16 protein-coding genes and 1 pseudogene are annotated in these 17,770 nt (G+C 63.1%); 7 read left to right on the forward strand and 10 right to left on the reverse strand.

All coding sequences use genetic code 11. The features are described from left to right. The first annotated feature begins 39 nt into the window (after positions 1–39). From ACXAED_RS17710 to coaD, 3 genes are all read left to right on the forward strand, one after another. The gene (locus tag ACXAED_RS17710) at positions 40–936 is read left to right on the forward strand and encodes a LysR family transcriptional regulator (RefSeq protein WP_475051905.1); all 897 of its coding nucleotides are present in this window, start codon (positions 40–42) and stop codon (positions 934–936) included. A 55-nt stretch (positions 937–991) separates the two neighbouring features. Continuing rightward, positions 992–1,426, forward strand: coding sequence for a CBS domain-containing protein (locus ACXAED_RS17715; RefSeq protein ID WP_475051906.1), 435 nt, complete (start codon positions 992–994; stop codon positions 1,424–1,426). Between the two features lie 95 nt (positions 1,427–1,521). Then, positions 1,522–2,022 (forward strand): pantetheine-phosphate adenylyltransferase, encoded by a 501-nt coding sequence (gene coaD, locus ACXAED_RS17720; RefSeq protein WP_475051909.1) that lies wholly within the window; start codon positions 1,522–1,524, stop codon positions 2,020–2,022. 318 nt (positions 2,023–2,340) lie between these two features. Here the strand turns inward: coaD and ACXAED_RS17725 are convergent, their stop codons facing one another. Both ACXAED_RS17725 and gap read right to left on the reverse strand, forming a co-directional pair. After that, a complete protein-coding gene (locus tag ACXAED_RS17725) occupies positions 2,341–2,484 on the reverse strand; it encodes a hypothetical protein (RefSeq protein WP_475051912.1) in 144 nt (47 codons plus the stop codon). Positions 2,485–2,559: 75 nt separating this feature from the next. Continuing rightward, a pseudogene (gap, locus tag ACXAED_RS17730) lies at positions 2,560–3,562 on the reverse strand (type I glyceraldehyde-3-phosphate dehydrogenase). A gap of 245 nt (positions 3,563–3,807) precedes the next feature. Here gap and ACXAED_RS17735 point away from each other — a divergent pair. Continuing rightward, positions 3,808–4,767, forward strand: a complete 960-nt coding sequence (locus ACXAED_RS17735) for a DUF808 domain-containing protein (RefSeq protein ID WP_475051915.1) — start codon at positions 3,808–3,810, stop codon at positions 4,765–4,767. A gap of 69 nt (positions 4,768–4,836) precedes the next feature. Here the strand turns inward: ACXAED_RS17735 and ACXAED_RS17740 are convergent, their stop codons facing one another. Together ACXAED_RS17740 and tkt are read right to left on the reverse strand one after the other, a co-directional pair. Beyond that, positions 4,837–5,145, reverse strand: coding sequence for a hypothetical protein (locus tag ACXAED_RS17740; RefSeq protein WP_475051916.1), 309 nt, complete (start codon positions 5,143–5,145; stop codon positions 4,837–4,839). Between the two features lie 123 nt (positions 5,146–5,268). Next, on the reverse strand, positions 5,269–7,290 hold the full coding sequence (gene tkt, locus ACXAED_RS17745; RefSeq protein ID WP_475051919.1) for a transketolase: 2,022 nt from the start codon (positions 7,288–7,290) through the stop codon (positions 5,269–5,271). A 243-nt stretch (positions 7,291–7,533) separates the two neighbouring features. On the opposite strand from tkt, the gene ACXAED_RS17750 reads away from it, so the two are divergent. Together ACXAED_RS17750 and ACXAED_RS17755 are read left to right on the forward strand one after the other, a co-directional pair. Continuing rightward, entirely contained in the window at positions 7,534–8,370 is an 837-nt protein-coding gene (locus ACXAED_RS17750) for a coiled-coil domain-containing protein (protein WP_475051920.1), read from the forward strand. Beyond that, positions 8,370–8,765 (forward strand): cell division protein ZapA, encoded by a 396-nt coding sequence (locus ACXAED_RS17755; protein WP_475051922.1) that lies wholly within the window; start codon positions 8,370–8,372, stop codon positions 8,763–8,765. The genes ACXAED_RS17750 and ACXAED_RS17755 overlap by 1 nt, the downstream gene beginning before the upstream one ends. 82 nt (positions 8,766–8,847) lie before the next feature. Here ACXAED_RS17755 and grxD read toward each other — a convergent pair whose 3' ends face one another. The 6 genes from grxD to ACXAED_RS17785 form a co-directional block, all read right to left on the reverse strand. Beyond that, complete coding sequence (gene grxD, locus ACXAED_RS17760) at positions 8,848–9,210, reverse strand: Grx4 family monothiol glutaredoxin (RefSeq protein WP_475051924.1); 363 nt, start codon at positions 9,208–9,210, stop codon at positions 8,848–8,850. 107 nt (positions 9,211–9,317) lie between these two features. Continuing rightward, the gene (locus ACXAED_RS17765; protein ID WP_475051926.1) at positions 9,318–9,551 is read right to left on the reverse strand and encodes a hypothetical protein; all 234 of its coding nucleotides are present in this window, start codon (positions 9,549–9,551) and stop codon (positions 9,318–9,320) included. A gap of 5 nt (positions 9,552–9,556) precedes the next feature. Beyond that, complete coding sequence (locus tag ACXAED_RS17770; RefSeq protein WP_027237713.1) at positions 9,557–9,793, reverse strand: BolA family protein; 237 nt, start codon at positions 9,791–9,793, stop codon at positions 9,557–9,559. Between the two features lie 65 nt (positions 9,794–9,858). Continuing rightward, positions 9,859–10,377: a hypothetical protein gene (locus tag ACXAED_RS17775; RefSeq protein ID WP_475051928.1), complete on the reverse strand. Its 519-nt coding sequence runs from the start codon at positions 10,375–10,377 to the stop codon at positions 9,859–9,861. Between the two features lie 89 nt (positions 10,378–10,466). After that, entirely contained in the window at positions 10,467–12,632 is a 2,166-nt protein-coding gene (gene purL, locus ACXAED_RS17780) for a phosphoribosylformylglycinamidine synthase subunit PurL (protein WP_475051929.1), read from the reverse strand. A 642-nt stretch (positions 12,633–13,274) separates the two neighbouring features. After that, positions 13,275–14,180 carry a LysR family transcriptional regulator gene (locus ACXAED_RS17785; protein WP_475051932.1) on the reverse strand — a complete coding sequence of 302 codons (906 nt, stop codon included), beginning with the start codon at positions 14,178–14,180 and terminating at the stop codon, positions 13,275–13,277. Positions 14,181–14,349: 169 nt separating this feature from the next. Between ACXAED_RS17785 and ACXAED_RS17790 the strand changes: the two genes are divergently transcribed. Further along, entirely contained in the window at positions 14,350–17,769 is a 3,420-nt protein-coding gene (locus tag ACXAED_RS17790) for an indolepyruvate ferredoxin oxidoreductase family protein (RefSeq protein ID WP_475051934.1), read from the forward strand. The last annotated feature ends 1 nt before the right edge of the window (position 17,770 follow it).

The following is a 17,770-nucleotide window of genomic DNA, read 5'->3' on the forward strand; positions in this document are numbered from 1 at the left end:
TTAACGCGGCGTTAGCAGGAACACGGAGGAACTGGGCCGATGGATCCCCAGTGGGATGATATGAAAGTGTTTTTGGCGGTGGCACGGGAGGCGAGCCTGTCCGGCGCCGGCCGCGTCCTGAAGATGGACCCGGCGACAGTCGGCCGCAGGGTGGCCCGGTTCGAGGCGGCGCTGGAGACGCCGCTGTTCGTGAAATCCCCGCAAGGCTATGCGCTGAGCGCCGCCGGAGACCGGCTGCTGGTTCATGCGGAGGCCGCGGAACAGGCAATGCGGGCGGGCACCGAAGCGCTGACCGGTCCCAATGATACCCTGTCCGGGCAGATCCGCATCGGCGCGCCGGACGGCGCCGCCAATTACATCCTGCCGCAGGTCTGCGCGCAGATTTCTGAGGAGAACCCGGATCTGGACATTCAGATTGTGGCGCTGCCGCGGGTCATCAACCTCAGCCGCCGCGAAGCGGATATGGCAGTGACTGTCAGCGCGCCGACGGCCGGCAAGCTGCTGGTGCAGAAAATCTGTGACTATCAGCTGCATTTGGTGGCCTCGCGCCACTATCTGAAGGAGCACCCGCCGATCACCAAACTGGAGGATCTGAAGGACCACAAGATGATCGGCTATATTCCGGACATGATCTTCGACAAGGAACTCGATTATCTGAACGACATCGGCGTGGAGCGGGTGGCGCTGGCCTCAAACTCCGTCTCGGTCCAGATCAAGATGGCAGCACAAGGAACCGCGGTCTGCGTGGCGCATGACTTCAGCCTGCCGGCGCACCGGATGCTGCGCAAGATCCTGACCGACAAGGTGAGCCTGACCCGCAGCTTCCACCTGGTGCGCCATCAGGGCGACCAGCGCAGCGAGCGGCTGAACCGCTTTGCCCAGGCGCTGTCCAAGGGGATCCGCGACGAGGTGGCCCGGCTGGAATCCTTGACTTGAAGCTGCGTTGCGGCAAACCTTGCTGTAACGCAATAATATTTCGGAGGTTTGCCGTATGCTTGTTCAGGTCATTTTGAAATCCAAAGCCAGCACCGGTGTCGTGACAGTGAAGCCGGATGCAAGCGTGGCCGAGGCAGCAAAAGTGATGTCGGACAACCGTTTCGGCACCGTGGTGGTTTCCGCGGATGGCGAGACGCCGGTTGGCATCCTGTCAGAACGCGACATTGTCCGGGAACTGTCCAAAGAGGGTGCCGGCTGCCTGGATCAGCCGGTCAGCGGCTATATGACGCGCGATCTGGTGACCTGCACCACCCAGTCCAATGTGGGCGAGCTGCTGAAGCAGATGACAGAGGGCCGGTTCCGCCACATGCCCGTGGTCGAGGACGGAAAACTTGTGGGAATTGTGACCCTTGGCGATGCGGTGAAGGCTCAGCTGGCGCAGGTGGCGATGGAGAAGGACGCGCTCCAGGAAATGATCATGGGGCACTGAGCCGCAGGGGCGGGGTCCGTATTTCTGCCCCCTTGCATTGCCAGCCGCAAATGTGTTTGCGTGCGCAGAAATTCTGACAAGGCAGGAGGCCGCCCATGCGTGTGGGTCTGTATCCCGGCACCTTCGACCCGATCACCATCGGGCACATCGACATCATCCGCCGCGCCAGCGCCCTGGTGGACAAGCTGGTGATCGGCGTGGCGATCAACCGTGACAAGGGGCCGCTGTTCGATCTGGAAGAGCGGGTCGGCATGATTGAAGCGGAATGCGCCAAGCTGAGCGACGAGACCGGCACCGAGATCGTCGCGCATCCATTTGAAAATCTCTTGATCGACTGCGCCCGCGACGTGGGTGCCCAGATCATCGTGCGCGGCCTGCGGGCGGTTGCTGATTTCGAGTATGAATTCCAGATGGTCGGCATGAACCGGGCGCTCGACAGTTCGATCGAGACCGTGTTCCTGATGGCCGAGGCGCGGCATCAGGCGATTGCCTCCAAGCTGGTCAAGGAGATCGCCCGGCTGGACGGCGATGTATCAAAATTCGTCTCTCCGCTGGTCAAGGACAAGCTGCTGGCCCGTTTGGGCAAGACCGCCTGATCCTGTTTGCAGCATAGGACACAGGCAAAGCCGGGCTGACGCCCGGCTTTGTGCTTTCGGCGGCGCGCTGCGCGCGGGCGGCGGCTGACGCCGCCAAGTCAAAGGAAGGGGGGCTTGGAGCTCTCCAAAGCAGCAGCTTCAGATCCCTCCGCGCCCTAGGCCTGCCTGCCGCACCGGCCCGGCGCGCCGCCAGCAGAATGGCCGTCTCCCCGCCGGGGGCGGGGGCCCTCGTCAATTCAGCTGGCCCCGCTTAGGCCGCCGCGGCGGACGGCTGGTAGGCGCGGACGGCTCCGAAGCAGCGGCAGCGGTGACAGCGGCTCAGCGCCAGAATGCGACCCAGTCGATCAGGGCGAACAGTTTCTTGCCCAGGAAGATCATGTGCTGATCCCCGAACAGGGCAATGTCGACAATGGCGGCGGCGATCAGGAGCAGGCCCAGGGAAATGGCAATCCGGTTGGTCATGAAAGCTCCGCCGCAAAGGAAAACGCCCGCCCAGATAACCTGAGCGGGCGTGAATTCTCAAGGGTCTGAGGGCGTTTAGCCCAGTTTGCCCATCGCCACGGCCACGTCGGCCATGCGGACCGAGAAGCCCCACTCGTTGTCGTACCAGGCCAGAACGCGGACCATGCGGTCCTCGACCACGCAGAGTCTGGTCGGGTGCAAAGATCGAGCTTTCCGGGGTGTGGTTGAAGTCGGTGGAAACCAGCGGCGCCGGCTCAAAGCCCAGAACGCCCTTCATCGGGCCCTCAGCCGCTTCCTTGACGGCGGCGTTGATCTGCTCGGCGGTCACGTCGCGGCCTGCGCGGAAGGTCAGGTCCACGGCGGAGACATTCGGGGTCGGCACGCGGATGGCGGAACCGTCCAGGCGGCCCTTCAGGTTCGGCAGCACCTCGCCCAGGGCCTTGGCGGCGCCGGTCGAGGTCGGGATCATCGACATGGCTGCAGCGCGGGCGCGGTACAGGTCCTTGTGGCGGCGGTCCAGGGTCGGCTGGTCGCCGGTGTAGGCGTGGATGGTGGTCATGATGCCGTGCTCGATGCCGAACGCCTCGTCCAGCACCTTGGCCAGCGGCGCCAGGCAGTTGGTGGTGCAGGAGCCGTTGGAGATCATGGTGTCGCCGGCTTCCAGCTGGTCGTCGTTGACGCCATAGACGATGGTCTTGTCGACGTTCTTGCCGGGGGCGGACAGCAGCACTTTCTTCGCGCCGCGCTCCAGGTGCGCCTTCGCCTTCTCACCGTCGTTGAACTTGCCGGTGCATTCCAGAACGACGTCGCAGCCGTCCCAGTCCAGCTCGTTCATGTCATAGGTGGAGAACATCTGCATGTCGCCGCGGCCCAGGTTCATGGTGCCGTCGCCGATGGTCACTTCGCCCGGGAAACGGCCATGCACAGAGTCGTATTTGATCAGGTGCGCTGCGGTCTCCAGCGGGCCGGTGGCGTTCACCTTGATCACTTCGATGTCGTCGCGGCCCGAGGCGGCGATGTGCGACAGGGTGCAGCGGCCGATGCGGCCAAAACCGTTGATCCCGACTTTGATGGTCATGAGTTACGTCTCCAAGCGAGCAAAAACCTTTGGCCGCCATATAGACCGGGGCGGATGTGGTCTAAAGGGGTAAAAGCGTCATTAAATGAAACTGTTAGCGCAAAATCATGATGTTGGCGGTAACGGTTTGCGGCGGTGGCGTTAACGGAAATCCGCGGTTCCGGCGCGGTGGCGCTAACGCTTGTGCTGCGCCGCGGAAGCGGGCAGATTGCCTGTTAAAGCGGATAGATTTTGAGGATATTGGCATGAGCGGATTGCTGGCGCTTCTGGATGACGTGGCGGGGATTGCCAAGGTGGCGGCGGCCTCGGTCGATGATGTGGCGGCAGCAGCGGGCAAGGCCGGGGCCAAGACCGCCGGGGTGATCATCGACGATGCTGCGGTGACGCCCAAGTACCTCCAGGGCTTCGCGCCGGCGCGAGAGCTGCCGATCATCTGGCGCATCACCCGCGGCTCCTTGTTCAACAAGCTGATCCTGCTGCTGCCGGTGGCGATGCTGCTGGCGAATTTCGCGCCTTGGCTGATCACGCCCTTGCTGATGCTGGGCGGGTCTTACCTGTGTTTCGAGGGGGCAGAGAAGATCTTTCACGTGCTGTTTCCCCATGCCAGCCACGCCATTGACGAGGATATGAGCATCAAGGACCCGGGCCATCTGGAGGAGCAGAAGATCAAGGGCGCGATCAAGACCGATTTCATCCTGTCGGCGGAGATCATGACCATCGCGCTGGCCGCCATTGAGGCACCGAGCGTCTGGATGCAGGCGGCAACGCTGGCGGTGGTGGCCATCGGCGTGACGCTGGCGGTCTACGGCTCTGTCGCGCTGATCGTGAAGATGGATGACGTGGGGCTGTACCTGGCGCAGAACGCGCTGACGTCTCCGGGCCGGGGCCTGGGGCGCGGGCTGGTGAAATTCATGCCGGTGCTGATGAAGATCCTGTCGGTGGTCGGCACTGCGGCGATGTTGTGGGTGGGCGGTTCCATCATCATCCACGGGCTGGAGGTGCTGGGTTTTGGCTGGCTGGGCCATCTGATCCACGACTGGGCCTATGCCGTGGGCCACGCGGTGCCGGAGGGCTGGGCCGGCGCTGTGGAATGGGCTGCCAAGGCGGCGATGGACGGGGTGTTTGGCCTCGCTTGGGGACTGGTGCTGATCCCGCTGGCGACCAAGGTGATCGGGCCGGCGATTGCGTCGGTCAAGGGCCAATGAAGTTCACGGCGCCCAAAGGAGTTTTCTTTTGGGCGCAGACATTCGTTGCAGAAAGGCCGGAGCTGAGGATCAGCGGCTTGTGAGTTTGACCTCAAACGCGGTTCCCACATGACCTTGAACGGCTGCGACGGCGGCGTCATTCATGGCCCTGCTTTGAGCATTTTCATTCTTTTTCTTCATCTTGCGAAGGTCCATTTCGATCTGTAGCTCACCCCGGTTGCGCGTGTTTGTTTCCGGCCAATAGCTGTAGGTCCAGATCACATCCTTGTTTGCCTGGATGGCATTGTGCGCGAATTTCGGGCTGGTTTGGTCAATGAGCTTCACAAAGTATATCGGCTTTTCGACTTTGGTTTTCTTAATTTTCTTGACACGTGCCATGCGTTCACTCCTTCAGCTATGGTGTGACGCTAGAGGGCGGTTGCCGGGATTTCGACGAAAAACCCCATAAAAAAAGGACACCCAATCGGGTGCCCTCTCTTGTTTTCTGTATCGACTGGCCGGTCAGCCCAGCAGCTCTTTCACCTTGGCGACGGTGCCCTCAGCGGTGATGCCGAACTTCTCGAACAACTCACCCGCTGGCGCAGAGGCGCCGAAGCGGTCCATGCCGACGAACCCGGCTTTCTTCTCCTGGCCGCGCTCGCCCAGCAGCCAGCGGTCCCAGCCGCCGGCGCGCATGGCAGCCTCAATACCGACACGCACCGGGCCCGCGGGCAGGACCTTGCGGCGGTAGGCTTCGTCCTGCTCGGCAAACAGCTCCATGCAAGGCATGGAGACGACGCGGGTGCCGATGCCTTCGGCTTCCAGCTTGGCCTTGGCTTCCATCGCGACGGAGACCTCGGAGCCGGTGGCGATCAGGATCACCTGGCGCTTGTTCTCGGCCTCGGCCAGAACATAGGCGCCTTTTTCCACCATGTTGGTCAGCTTGTGCTCGGTCCGCACGGTGGGCAGGTTCTGACGGGTCAGGGCCAGCACGGAGGGGGTTTCCTTGGCGGTGATGGCGATTTCCCAGGCTTCGGCGGTCTCGACAGTGTCGGCCGGGCGGAACACATAGGTGTTCGGGGTCGCGCGGCAGATGGCCAGATGCTCGACCGGCTGGTGGGTCGGACCGTCTTCGCCGACGCCGATCGAGTCGTGGGTCATCACGAAAACGGTCGGGATCTTGGACAGGGCAGCCAGGCGCATCGCCGGGCGGGCATAGTCGGTGAAGCAGAAGAAGGTGCCGCCGTAGGGGCGCATGCCGCCGTGCAGGGCCATGCCGTTCATCGCTGCGGCCATGCCGTGCTCACGGATGCCCCAGTAGACATAGCGGCCCTTGCGGTTGTCGGTGTCAAAGACGCCCAGATCGCCGGTCTTGGTGTTGTTGGAGCCGGTGAGATCGGCAGAGCCGCCCACGGTTTCCGGCATCAGCGGGTTGATGACGGCCAGCGCCATCTCGGACGACTTGCGGGTCGCAACCTTGGGCTGCTCCTCGCTCACCTGCTTTTTCAGCGCCTTGATGGCGGCGGACAGTTTTTTGGGCGCTTCCAGTGCATAGGCGCGGTTGAAGCGGTCCTGCTTCTGCTGCGAGAGCTCGGCAAAGCGGGCTTCCCAGGCTTCGCGTTCGGACTTGCCGCGGGCGCCGATTTCTTCCCACTGGGACTTGATGTCCGCGGGAACCTCGAACGGGCCGCCGGTCCAGCCGTAGGCGTCCTTGGCCGCTTGCAGCTGCTCGGGATCGGTCAGCGCGCCGTGGCCTTTGGAGGTGTCCTGCGCGGCGTGGCCCAGGGCGATGTGGGTCTTGCAGGCGATCATCGAAGGCTTCTTGGACTTCTTGGCTGCCTCGATGGCCTCGTCGATGGCCTTGGGGTCGTGGCCGTCGATTTCCAGCACCTGCCAGCCCGACGCCTTGAAGCGCTGCACCTGGTTGGTGCGGTCGGACAGTTCAACGGTGCCGTCGATGGTGATGTTGTTGTTATCCCAGAACACGATCAGCTTGCCGAGGGAGTGGCGGCCTGCAAGACCGATGGCTTCCTGGCTGATGCCTTCCATCAGGCAGCCGTCGCCGGCGATCACATAGGTGTGGTGATCCACGACCTTGCGGCCGTAATGGGCACGCTGCATTTCCTCTGCCATAGCAAAGCCGACGGCGTTGGAGATGCCCTGGCCCAGCGGGCCGGTGGTCACTTCGACGGCATCAACCAGGAAGTTCTCCGGGTGGCCCGCGGTGATCGCGCCCATCTGGCGGAAGTTCTTGATCTGATCCAGGGTGACCTGCTTGTCGCCGGCCAGGTAGAGCAGCGAATAAATCAGCATCGAGCCGTGGCCCGCCGAAAGGATGAACCGGTCGCGGTCCGGCCAGGACGGGTTGGATGCATCAAATTTGAGGTGCTTTTCGAACAGCACGGTCGCCACATCGGCCATGCCGATGGGCATACCGGTGTGGCCGGAGTTGGCGGCGGCGACGGCGTCCAGAGCCAGCGCGCGGATTGCGGCGGCCTTGTTCCAATGCTCGGGATTGGCGGTGCGCAGGGCTGTCAGGTCCACTTGGATTGTTCCTTTGGCGTTACAGGCAATTGCTGCGCTCAATAACAGCGATGAGCCAAAGATCAAGCATGGTTGCGCGCATGTCTGCTGGCTTGCGCGAAGTTGGCGCGGCAAGTGGTTGAAAGACAAGGGGGGGTGTTTTATCCCTGAAGGGGAATAGCTGGCCCCATGTCAGCGGCGCGTGCGCGATTTGCGCAGGTGCCGGAAAAAGAGTGAACTGATGTGGACGGGTGAGGGACAGGCATGAACCAGATCGAAGAATTGCAAGGCCGCATCCAGGCCGCGCTGGAGCGCATCAGTGCGGGCACCTCAGCGCTGCAGGAGGCCCGCGAGGCGGACAAGGTCAAGGCGGCTGAAGCCGTAGCCGAAGCTGCCCAGGCAGCGGAAGCGGCTGCGGCAAGTGCTGCAAATGAGGCGCTGGAGCAGGCGCTGGACGAAGAAAAAACCGCCAACGCCCAGCTGGAAGAGCGGGTAAAGGTACTGCACGCCCGACTGCAGGAGGCCGAAAGCAAGACACCTGCCGATGGCGGTGATGTTGCGGCCATGGAGGCGGAGCTGCAGCTGCTGCGCAATGAGGCGGGCGACCCGGCAGAGAAGGAAGCGCTGCGGGCTGAGGTTGAGCGTCTCAGGGGCCAGCTGGAAGCCGCCGCCAATACGGCGGCGAGCGAGAAAGAGAAGCTGGAGGATCAGCTCACCGAGATTCAGGCTGCAAACGACAGCCTGAAAGCCCGCTTGGAAGAGGCTGAGGAGAATGGCGGGCAAGCCGCGGCAGCGCCTGCCGCAGAGTCCGGCATGAGTGCTGAGATTGAACGCCAGAACGAAGCCCTGCTGCGGCTGGATACCGAACTGCAGCAGCTTCGCCAGGCCAATGAGGAGCTGCGCGCCTCCAACGCGGCGCTGCGCGAGGCCAACGCCCAGGGCTTGGGCGATGCCGGGCTGATCAATGCCTCGATGGAAGCCGAAATTGAGGGCCTGCGCGCAGCCCAGGCCAGCGACCAGGCTCAAGTGAACGCGGTTCTGGCCAAGCTGGAGCCGCTCTTGGCCAACGCCCGCAACCTGCCCGAAGGAGAGGAAGTCTGATGCCCGAAGTGACCATTCATATCGGCGGCCGCGGCTTTGAGGTCTCCTGCCAGGAGGGCGAGGAGAGCTATCTGCACTCTGCCGCCAAGATGCTGGACGATGAGGCGCAGGTGCTGTCGGATCAGATCGGCCGCATGCCCGAGGCGCGGATGCTCCTGATGGCCGGGCTGATGCTGGCGGACAAGACCGCTGCCGTCGAAGACCGGATCAAGGAAGTGGAGGCTGAACTGGCCGAGCGAGTGCAGGAGCTGGAGGCGCTGAAGAACGCGCCAGCGCCGGAACCGGAGCGTGTTGAAGTGCCGGTAGTGCCGCCGATGGTCACCGAGGCGCTGGCCGAGATCGCGGCCCGAAGCGAGGCGCTGGCCCAGGAGATCGAAGAAAAATCCGCGGGCTGAGGGCACCGTTCCCTTAAGTCTTTCCGAAACGAAAAAAGGCGCCCCGCAGGGCGCCTTTTTCCTTTTACAGCAGAAGCCGCGATCAGCCGTTGGCTTCGCGGATCTTGTCGGCGGCGTCCTTGTTGAAGGCGATGCCGTTGTCCTCGAACATGCCGTCCAGCTCGCCCGACAGGGTCATCTCGGTGATGATGTCGCAGCCGCCGACGAACTCGCCTTTGACGTAAAGCTGCGGAATGGTCGGCCAGTCGGAGTAGTCCTTGATGCCCGCGCGGATCTCTTCATCCGCCAGGACGTTCACGTCGGTGTAGTCCACGCCGATATAGTTCAGCACCGCCGCCACACGCGAGGAAAAGCCGCACTGCGGCATTTCCCTGGTGCCTTTCATGTAGAGCACCACGTCATTGGCTTTGACGGTTTCGTCGATGCGGGTCTTTGCGTCGGTCATAAGTCAGTATCCTTTCGGCTGCTGCGCCGTTTGCGTTGGCCGTCATATAGGCAGTTTCGCGGGTTTTGCCAATCCGCCCCGCAGGCGATGCGGGGCTCAGTGCAACGCTATTTCGCCTTGTTCTTGGGAACGAAAAATCGTGCGTATTCCTGCGGGTCTTTCGGGACTTTCCACGTGCGGACGGAGCCGCCGCCCATCCCCGACTGATAGTCTGAGCGCAGGGTGTGGTAGTCCGGGTCCTCATCGTCCTCCTCCAGCGGGCGGCGGCGCTGGGACACGGCCGCGACAATCGCGGTCATGACCACAATGCCGAGCACCAGGATGGAAGCGAAGAGAGACACGAATCCTACTCCGGCGCCTTGGTGGTCAGCGCCAGGGCGTGCAACTCTCCGTCAGGCCCGTCCATCTTGCCTTTCAGCGCGGCATACACGGCGCGCTGCTGCTGGACGCGGTTTTTGCCGCGGAAGCTTTCGTCGACAACCATCGCCGACATGTGAACGCCATCGGTGCCGCCGACCTGGATTTCGGCGTCCGGGAAGGCTTCGCGCAGCAGTTCTTCGATTTCATGGGCTTGCATGGGCATCCGGGGAAGTCCTTTGTCTAGTTCGGTAAAAATGTAGGGGGGCGCCGGGGGCTGTGCAAGCAGGATTAGCAGCCGTCCTGGGCGAAGGGCGCGAGGCTTTCGACGAAGTCAGGAAGACTGGCCAGGGCCTCTTGCACGCTGTCATCCTCGAAATCCCAGACTGAAGCCGGGTTTTCCGGGCAAAGCGCACGGGTCAGCTCAGAACACCGGGCCTGCAGGTCTTCCGGCAGGGGCAGGGCGGCGGCCTCCTGCAGCACCAGCAGCGCCTCGTGGATCGGGCGCAGCACCCGCAGGGCGCGAGTCATGTGGGTCAGCAGGTCCGGGTCATCCCGCCAGGTTTCGCCGTCAAAAAGGTCTTGAGTCACCCGCTGGCCGGCACCGGCGCAGGAATAGGCCACGCAGCCGCCAAAACCGCAGGCTTCCAGATCCTCGTGGATGGTGCAGCGGAAGTCCGGAGCGAGATTGGGACAGGGGGTGTCCGCGTCCTTCAGGAGGCCGAAATCCTCTTGCGCTTCAAACGGATAGGCCACGCAGCAAAGGCCCGCGCAGCGGCTGCAATCCTCTTTCAGGTCGGGAAGGGTCATGGGCAGGTCCCCGGTCAAAGGAAAAGGCGGGACGGCTGTGCCATCCCGCCCTTTGTATTGTAACGAGCGCTGCCCGGCGGTGCGAGCGGTCAGGCTACAGCAGCGGCAAAGCTGGAGCGGAAGATCTCCTTCAGCTCGGCCAGCGGCGCCTCAGAGCCGCCGATCTTCACCATGTCGCCGCCGAACTTGCCGACGGTGGTGACGGTGACGCCCGCCTGGCCCGCGGCCAGCATCAGCGCTTCGGCCTGGTCGAAGTTGCAGGCGATCAGATAACGCGCCTGGTCCTCGCCAAACACGGTTTGGGTGTCGCCCGCGTCGATCTGCACGCCGACGCCGGCTTCCTCCGCCATTTCGAACGCCGCCAGCGCCAGGCCGCCGTCGCCGAGGTCGGTGCAGGCCTTGATCAGCTCGCGGTTGGCGCGGATGAACTCGCCGTTGCGCTTCTCGGCTTCCAGGTCCACCGCCGGGGCGTCGCCGTCCTCGCGGTTGAAAACTTCCGCCAGCAGTGCCGACTGGCCCAGATGGCCGACGGTTTCACCCACCAGCAGGGCAACATGGCCGTCGCGCGCCTCGCCGATGATCGGCTCTTCGCCCGCGGCAATCAGGCCCACGGCGCCGATGGTCGGGGTCGGCAGGATGCCCTTGCCGTCGGTTTCATTGTAGAGCGACACGTTGCCGGAGACGATCGGCATGTCGAGCGCGGCAACCGCCTCGCCGATGCCCTTGATGGCACCGACGAACTGGCCCATGATCTCAGGCTTTTCCGGGTTGCCGAAGTTCAGGTTGTCGGTGGTTGCCAGCGGCTTGGCACCCACGGCGGTCAGGTTGCGGTAGGCCTCGGCCACCGCCTGCTTGCCGCCCTCGAACGGGTTTGCCTTGACGTAGCGCGGGGTCACGTCGGAGGTGAAGGCCAGTTTCTTGTCAGTGCCATGCACACGCACGATACCGGAACCGGCACCCGGACGGCGCTGGGTGTCGCCCATCACGGTGGTGTCGTACTGCTCGTAAACCCACTGCTTGCCTGCGTAGTTCGGCGAGGACAGCAGCGCCTTGAGCCCGTCAATCGGGTCAATGGTCGGCACATCCGCGTCGGTCAGCGGCTCGGCTGCCGGGGTTTCCACCCACGGGCGGTCGTATTCCGGCGCGGTGGAGGACAGTTTGGACAGCACCAGATCGGCTTTCACTTCGCCGTTGTGCATGATCAGGAAGCGGTCCTCGGCAATGGTCTCGCCGACGATGGCAAAGTCCAGGTCCCACTTTTCGAACACCGCACGCGCCTCGGCTTCCAGCTCCGGCTTCAGAACCATCAGCATCCGCTCCTGGGATTCCGACAGCATCATCTCGTAGGCGGTCATGTTCTCTTCGCGCTGCGGAACCTTCTCCAGGTCCAGGCGCACGCCCAGTTTGCCCTTATCGCCCATTTCCACGGCCGAACAGGTGAGGCCCGCGGCGCCCATGTCCTGGATCGAGATCACCGCGCCGGTCTGCATCAGCTCCAGCGTGGCTTCCATCAAGCGCTTTTCAGTGAAGGGGTCGCCGACCTGAACGGTGGGGCGCTTTTCCTCGATGGTGTCGTCGAATTCCGCGGAAGCCATGGTGGCGCCGCCAACGCCGTCACGTCCGGTTTTGGCGCCCAGGTACACTACCGGCATGCCAACGCCCGAGGCGGCGGAGTAGAAAATGCCGTCCGTCTTGGCGAGGCCCGCCGCAAAGGCGTTGACCAGGCAGTTGCCGTTGTAGGCGGGGTGGAAGCGGACTTCGCCGCCAACGCACGGCACGCCAAAGCAGTTGCCGTAGCCGCCGATGCCCTCAACCACGCCGTTGACCAGCTGGCGGGTCTTGTGGTGGGCGGGCTCGCCGAAAGACAGCGAATTCATCGAGGCGATCGGCCGCGCGCCCATGGTGAAAACATCACGCAGAATGCCGCCAACCCCGGTTGCCGCGCCCTGGTAGGGCTCGATGTAGGAGGGGTGGTTGTGGCTTTCCATCTTGAAGACAACGGCATCACCGTCACCGATATCCACGATGCCCGCGTTCTCGCCGGGGCCGCAGATCACCTGCGGACCGTCGGTTGGCAGGGTGCGCAGCCATTTCTTGGAGGATTTATAGGAGCAGTGCTCGTTCCACATCGCCGAGAAAATGCCCAGCTCGGTGAAGGTCGGCTCCCGCCCGATGATTTCGAGGATCAGATCGTATTCCTCGGGCTTCAGCCCGTGATTGGCAATCAATTCAGGCGTGATGGCGGGTTCCTGCATCCGTAAACGTCCCCAATGGCTGCGATTGCGCGCCTTTTAGGGCAAGGCGGGGCGCGGGGGAAGTGGAATTAAACGAATCCACTGCAGATGCCGCCGGAGGCGTCTTTGCGCCGCAGCATGCCCGCCGCCGTCTCGATGGGCAGAAGATGGCATTGCGGGGTTGTCAAATCGGCGGAAATTGCGGCTTGGGCCAGGCAAGCTGCTGAAAATACAAGCATTGCGAATGTAGACGGTAAGAAACGTCAAATGTTTTCGGGCAAGTTTTTTCATTCTGATGCTATCCAGCAGGGGCAGTCTATGGCCGGAGACAGACATGCATACAGTTAGCCCAATACCAGAGGCCGATGTTTGCAGCGCCTTAAGAGCTGTTACAGGCCAATGGGTTACAGCCAAAAAAAAGGCCGAGCACTAAGCTCGGCCGAAGTCCAACAGGGAGGTATGAAGGGGGGCGTTGCCGCCGCCTTCATGAGGTTCATTTAGGGCTCCGGGCCTGCCCCTTCAAGGGGATTAACAACAAATGAGCGTCAATGCTGCTATGCGGTTTTTGCATGGCTGGGGCGGCGCTCTGTTTGCAAGGCAGTCCGGATGCAGGTCCGCTTGCCGCAACGCAGCAGGAGCGGACTGATCCAGAGGCGGGCGGGATCACAGCTTGCCCAGCGCTTTCATATGCTTGCGGTGTTCCATGATCTCGGACTGGACGAAATCGCGGAACGCACCGACCCGCTGCGAATGACGCAGCTCTTCCGGGTAGGCCAAGTATACGGGAACCTCGTTCTGGTCCTCGTGCGGCAGCACCTCGACAAGTTGCGGGAACTCTTCTGTCACATAGTCCGGCAGAATGCCGATGCCCAGATTGTGCAGGACACCCTGCAGAACGCCGAAGTAGTTGTTCACGGTCAGCAGCGATGCCGGATCCAGCGCCATCAGTTTCTTGCCCAGCACGGCGGCAGAACCGACCTGCGCTGAACTCTGGTTCTGGCAGATCAGGCGGTGCTGGGAAATGTCTGCAGAGGTTTCCAGGTTGCCGTGCTTCTCCAGATACTCCGGTGTCGCATATAGCCCCATGCGCACCGTCATCAGCCGCTTGCGCACCAGGTCGGCTTGGCTGGGCTCCTTCATGCGGATGGCCACATCGGCCTCGCGCATCGGCAGGTCCAGCACACGTTCCTCCAGCATCAGGTCGATTTTGAGGTTGGGGTACTGCTCGTAAAGCTTGGTCAGCCGCGGCGCCAGCCACAGGGTGCCAAAACCGACGGTGGTGGTCACCCGCAGCTCGCCGAACACTTCCTCTTCGCTGTCACGGATGCGCGCAGCGGCAGCGTCCAGGCGGCTGGTCATGGATTGGGTAGCGTCGAACAGAAGTTCACCCTGTTCGGTGAGAATCAGCCCGCGTGCATGCCGGTGGAACAGAGTGGCGTTCAGGCTTTCCTCCAGCGCACGGATCTGGCGGCTGACCGCCGATTGCGACAGGTTCAGCTTGTCGCCGGCATGGGTCAGGCTGCCCGCGTCCGCCACCGCGTGAAATATTCTGAGCTTGTCCCAATCCATATCCGTTACTTTCCGTGCGTTTGGGGCCGACTATATGAAATCTTAGTTATGTATCAGTTTTCGATGCGCAAGCGAGCGAAAACGAAAAAAAAGCGGCTATTCAGGTCAGCAATTATGACCTATTCTGCGCGCCAGAATGTGCAAGCTAATCCCGGTTGAGGAGGCCACGATGAGCACGCAAAAGATCTCACTCAATGATAAATACGATCTGACCAAATCGCCGGTTCTGCTGAATGGCACCCAGGCGCTGGTGCGGCTGATGCTGATGCAGAAGCAGCGCGACACGGCGGCGGGCCTGAATACGGCCGGCCTGGTCACCGGCTACCGCGGATCGCCGCTGGGTGCGGTGGACCTGCAGATGAGCCGCGCTGAAAAGCACTTGAAAGCCGCGGATGTCACCTTTCAGTATGGCCTGAACGAGGACCTGGCGGTCACCGCCCTGTGGGGCGCGCAGCAGGCTGAGGTGCGCGGCGAAGGCAAATACGACGGCGTCTTTGGACTGTGGTACGGCAAGGGCCCGGGCGTCGACCGCTCCGGCGACGCGCTGCGCCATGCCAACATGGCCGGCACCTCCAAGCACGGCGGCGTGCTGCTGGCGATGGGCGACGACCACACCGGCGAAAGCTCGACCGTACTGCACCAGTCGGAATGGTCTTTGCTGGATTGCTACCTGCCGATTGTCAGCCCCGCGGGCGTGCAGGAGATCCTGGACTACGGCATCTACGGCTATGCGCTCAGCCGCTTCTCGGGCCTGTGGGTCGGTCTCAAGACCATGAAGGACACCATCGAGGTGACCTCGGTCGTGGACGCCCGCCCGGACCGGATGCAGATGGTGACGCCGGAGTTTGACATGCCGGCGGATGGCCTCAACATCCGCTTGGATGACGACCGGTTCCGTCAGGAAGACCGCATCATTGATTACAAGCGCTTTGCGGCAGAGGCGTTCAGCCATGCCAACAAGATGGACAAGCGCGTGTGGGGCAAGCCCGGCGCCAAGATCGGGTTTGTCGCCGCGGGCAAGAACTGGCTCGACCTGGTGCATGCGCTCAAGCTGTTGAACATCGACGAAAACATGGCCGAGCGGCTGGGCATCACCACCTACAAGGTGGGCCAGACCTGGCCGATGGACATGAAAGGCTTCAACGACTGGGCCGAAGACCTGGACCTGATCGTCGTGGTCGAGGAAAAGCGCAAGCTGATCGAGATCCAGATCAAGGAAGCGATCTTTGACACCCGCCAGGGCCGCCGCGTCTATGGCTGGTACAAGGGCGGCGCCGGCTCCATGCACCGGGACGAGCTGTTCCCGACCCGTTACGCGCTCGACCCGATCATGATCGCCGAGAAGCTGGGCAACATCCTGATCGAGGAAGGCCGCGACACCGAGGCGCTCCGCGCCGGACTGGAGAGCCTGGCAGAGGCCCGCCGAGCCGACAACGCCGAGGAAATCGCCACCCGGCTGCCCTATTTCTGCTCCGGCTGCCCGCACAACAGCTCCACCAAGCTGCCGGACGGCTCCCGCGCTTATGCGGGCATCGGCTGCCATTTCATGGTTCAGTGGATGGACCGGGAAACCACCGGGTTCACCCACATGGGCGGCGAAGGCGTCAACTGGGTGGGCGAAGCGCCCTTCTCCAAGCGCAAGCACGTGTTCCAAAACCTGGGCGACGGCACCTACAACCACTCCGGCGTGCAGGCGATCCGTGCCGCGCTCGCCGAAGGCACCAACATCACCTACAAGATCCTCTACAACGACGCGGTGGCGATGACCGGCGGCCAGCAGGCCGAGGGCGGCCTGACCGCGCAGCAGATCGCGCATGAGCTGAAGGCGATGGGCGTCAAGACCATCGCGGTGGTCTATGACGAGAAGGAGGACGTGGACGCCTCCCTGTTCCCGGCCGGGATGCGGATGCACGAACGCGCCGAGATGATGAAGATCCAGCGCGAGTTCGAACAGATCGAGGGCGTCTCTGCCATCATCTACATCCAGACCTGCGCCGCCGAGAAACGCCGCCGCCGCAAGCGGGGCCAGTTCCCGGATCCGGACCAGCGGGTGTTCATCAACTCCGACGTCTGCGAAGGCTGCGGCGATTGCGGCGTGCAGTCGAACTGCGTCTCCATCGTGCCCAAGGACACCGAACTGGGCCGCAAGCGGGCGATTGACCAGTCGTCCTGCAACAAGGACTTCTCCTGCCTCAACGGCTTCTGCCCGTCCTTCGTGACGGTGGAAGGCGCCAAGATCCGCAAGGAGGCCACCGCCGATATCGACCTGCCGCATCTGCCCAAGCCTGAGCTGCCGGCAATCGACGGCACCCATAACGTGGTGATCACCGGCGTTGGCGGCACCGGGGTTGTGACCATCGGTGCGGTGCTGGCGCAGGCAGCGCAGATCGACGGGCTGGGCGCAGGCTTGATGGAAATGGCCGGTCTCGCCCAGAAGGGCGGCGCGGTGCACATCCACTGCCGGATCGCAAACAAGCCGGAAGACATTTCCGCCATCCGCGTCGCCACCGGCGAAGCGCATGCGCTGATCGGCGGCGATCTGGTGGTGAGCGCGGGCGCCAAGACCCTGGGCCTGACCACCTCCGGCCAGACCGGCGCGGTGGTGAACAGCCACGAGATCATCACCGGCGATTTTACCCGCAACACTGAGTTCGCGATCCCCACCGACCGGCTGGAGGTGGCGCTGCAGGCCCGCCTGCGCGACCGTCTCGACCTGTTCGACGCATCCGAGCTGGCGCGCGCGACCATGGGCGACTCGATCTTCTCGAACATGATGGTGTTCGGCGGCGCCTGGCAGAAGGGCCTGATCCCGGTCAGCCACGAGGCAATCGAACAGGCGATCGAGATGAACGGCGCCGCGGTGGAGCGCAACAAACGCGCCTTCGACATCGGCCGCTGGGCGGTGCTGCACCCGGAAGAGGCGGCACGCCTGATCCAGCCCAAGGTGGTGGAAAAGCCCAAGTCGCTGGACGAGAAAATCGCCTTCCGCGCCGATCACCTGGTGGCCTACCAGGGCAAGGGTCTGGCCAAGCGCTATGCGAAACTGCTGGACGGCATCAGCGATCCCGCGCTGAAGGAGGCTGTGGCAAAGGGCTACCACAAACTGTTGTCCTACAAGGACGAATACGAGGTGGCCCGCCTGCTGCTCGACAGCCGTGCCAAGGCTGAGGCGGAGTTCGAGGGCGACCTCAAGCTCTCCTATCACTTGGCGCCGCCGATGCTGGGCGGCACGGACCCGAACGGGCGCCCGCAAAAGCGCAAGTTCGGCGCTGGTATGGAGCGCTGGTTTCGGGTGCTCGCCAAGCTGAAGTCTCTGCGCGGCACGCCGCTCGACATCTTCGGCTACACCGAAGAGCGCAAAATGGAGCGGGCGCTGATCAAACAGTATGAGGCCGACATGCAGGAATGGCTGCCGAAAGCCCGTGCGGAGATCATGGAGCCGCTGGTGGCGCTGGCCGAGCTGCCGCTGCAGATCCGCGGCTTCGGACCGGTGAAACTGGCAAACGAACAGAAGGCCGCGAAGCGCCGCGAAGAGCTGCTGGCTGCCCTGCGCCAGGGCGGCACGGCTGTAAAACAGGCGGCCGAGTAAC

The sequence above is a fragment of the Leisingera sp. ABM4_103 genome (genome assembly GCF_056158685.1).